Here is a 2,664-nt window from a genome sequence, read left to right as displayed (position 1 = left end):
GAAGAGGTTGTCTGAGGCGAAATAAGGCTCCACGCCGTAGCGGGAGCCGCTGACATTTTCAATGATGAGACGAGCTTTGGGCCGATTGATCCGAGCAGGATAAATAGCACAAGTTAACGGCCGAATCAAAGAATAATTGATTCGGCGCGCGCAGGCGGCCCCCGATGGTTAAGGAGCGATGCTGAAAAGGCGAGGGGAAACTTGCGGCGCCCTGCCGCTTCGTCAGTCCCCCTGGCCGGGATTCTTGCTGAAAAAGGCGTCGAACTTGCCTTCCCGTCCGTCGAATTCCTTGGCTTCCGGCAAGGCGTCGCGCTTGATCGTCACGTTCGGCCAGAGCTGGGCGTATTCCGCGTTCAGCGCCAGCCATTTCTCCAGGTCCGGCTCGGTATCCGGCTTGATCGCCTCGGCGGGGCATTCCGGTTCGCAAACGCCGCAGTCGATACATTCGTCGGGATGAATGACGAGCATGTTCTCGCCTTCATAGAAGCAATCGACCGGGCAGACCTCGACGCAATCCATATATTTGCACTTGATGCAGTTTTCGACGACGACGTAGGTCATTTTCCTCTCCGCGCGCGGCCCATCGGCCGAGCGATCTACCCAATTTGAAGGCTAGCTAGCGCTTTTGCCGCGACCTGGCAAGTGATTAGCCAAGTCAATAGCCGAGTCATTCGTGAACGGCCTGACGAAGCCGTCAGGCCCCGGCGGCGTCGCTGAAAAGCTCCGCGAGTTTCTCGGTCATCGCGCCGCCCAATTCTTCCGCGTCGGTGATCGTCACGGCGCGGCGATAATAGCGGGTCACGTCGTGACCGATGCCGATCGCGATGAGTTCGACCGGCGAGCGCGTTTCGATTTCCTCGATTTTCTGACGCAGGTGACGCTCTAGAAAATGGCCCGGATTGACGGAGAGGGTCGAATCGTCCACCGGCGCGCCGTCGGAAATCATCATTAGGATCTTGCGCTGCTCCGGCCGCGCCATCAGCCGCCGGTGCGCCCAATCGAGCGCCTCGCCGTCGATATTTTCCTTGAGCAGGCCTTCGCGCATCATCAGGCCAAGGTTTTTCCGGGCCCGGCGCCACGGCGCGTCGGCGGATTTGTAGATGATGTGGCGGAGATCGTTCAGCCGCCCCGGATTGAGCGGCTTGCCGGCCTGCAGCCAGGCCTCGCGCGCCTGGCCGCCCTTCCACGCGCGCGTGGTGAAGCCGAGAATTTCGACCTTGACCCCGCAACGCTCCAGCGTTCGCGCGAGAATGTCGGCGCAGGTCGCCGCCACCGTGATGGGCCGGCCGCGCATCGAGCCCGAATTGTCGATCAGCAGCGTCACCACGGTGTCGCGGAAATTGGAATCCTTTTCCCGCTTGAAGGACAAGGGCGATTGCGGGTCGACCACGACCCGCGACAGCCGCGCCGGATCGAGCATGCCTTCCTCGAGGTCGAATTCCCAGGCGCGGTTCTGCTGCGCCATCAGGCGCCGCTGCAACCGGTTCGCCAGGCGCGCCACCACGGCGGAAAGATGCAGTAATTGCTTGTCGAGATAGGCGCGCAGCCGTTCGAGCTCTTCCGCGTCGCAAAGATCCTCGGCGTGAACGATCTCGTCGAATTGCGGGGCGAAGGCGCGATAATCCTGGCCCGAGAATGGCGCGGCGTTGCTCGGCGGACGGCGCGCCGCCTCGGTCTCCTCGCCTTCGCCGACATCGAGCTCGTCGGCCTGCTCGCCCGGCGGCCCCTCTTCGGATTCGGGTTTGCCGTCAAGAATCTCGTCGGCGGCTTCCTGGACGCGCTCCGCGCTCTGCGATTCGGTCGTTTCGTCGTCCTTGTCGCCGCCGCTTTCATCGGCCTGGTCCGATTGCGGCTGGTCGTCGCCGCCCTCTTCGCCTTCGTCGTTCTCGTCGGGATCGCCCTGTTCCGCCATGTCCAGATCGGACAGGATTTTCCGCGTCAGTTTGGCGAAGGCCTTCTGGTCCTCGATCGCATCGGACAGGCGGGAAAGATCCGAGCCGGCGCGGGTTTCGATCGTCTCGCGCCAGAGATTGACCAGAACCTCCGCGGCGCGGGGCGGCGGCGCTCCGGTCAGGACCTCGCGCGCCAACAGGGCCAGCGCGTCCTCGATCGGCGCGTCCGCGCGCTGGCGGATCTCGGCATAGGGTCCGCGCTCATAGCGGTCGTCCAGCACGGCGGCGAGATTTTGCGACACGCCCGCCATGCGCCGCGCCCCGATGGCTTCGATCCGAGCCTGCTCCATCGCGTCGAAAATGGCCCGGCCCAATTGGGCCTCCGGCGCATAGCGACGATGGGTCTGGGCGTCGTGGCAGGCCAGTCGCAAGGCGATGGCGTCGGCCTGGCCGCGCAGGATCGCGGCGTCGCGCGCGGTCAGCCGGCGCGGCGGCTCGAACAGCCGGGCCTTGCCGCTGTCGCCCGAAGCGATCACGCCCGCCTTTTCGGGAACGAAGGAAACCTCGAGCTCCGGCGCGCGCGCCATGGCCCGCAGGCAGGCGGAGACGGCGCGCTTCAGGGGCTCGTGCGGCGCCTCGCGCGGAGACGAGGATTTGACGTTGGACAGAGTCACGCGACGGTTCCGATCCGAAGGCGCGCAGGATTTGAAACGGTCGCGCGGCTCAACTCAGAGCCACATTGACGGCGCTTTCCGGCAAATCCTTTCCGAAG

At 64.5% G+C, this 2,664-nt stretch carries 2 protein-coding genes; both read right to left on the bottom strand.

The annotated features are described in order from the left end of the window. Nucleotides 1–222 precede the first annotated feature (222 nt). A complete protein-coding gene (gene fdxA / locus ACE3S9_RS18135; protein ID WP_374547876.1) occupies nucleotides 223–561 on the bottom strand; it encodes a ferredoxin FdxA in 339 nt (112 codons plus the stop codon). A gap of 133 nt (nucleotides 562–694) precedes the next feature. Continuing rightward, a complete protein-coding gene (gene cobT, locus ACE3S9_RS18130; RefSeq protein WP_374547875.1) occupies nucleotides 695–2,566 on the bottom strand; it encodes a cobaltochelatase subunit CobT in 1,872 nt (623 codons plus the stop codon). Nucleotides 2,567–2,664 lie beyond the last annotated feature (98 nt).

Origin of the sequence: Rhodoblastus sp., assembly GCF_041915505.1 — a bacterium.
In the GTDB taxonomy this organism is placed as follows: Bacteria; Pseudomonadota; Alphaproteobacteria; order Rhizobiales; family Beijerinckiaceae; genus Rhodoblastus.
The sequence above is the reverse complement of the archived record's forward strand: the minus strand, read 5'-3'. Positions and strand labels throughout refer to the sequence as shown.

Bases quoted from the DNA above. Each gene is read 5' to 3' on its own strand.
- fdxA (WP_374547876.1), bottom strand. From the start codon at position 561: ATGACCTACGTCGTCGTCGAAAACTGCATCAAGTGCAAATATATGGAT.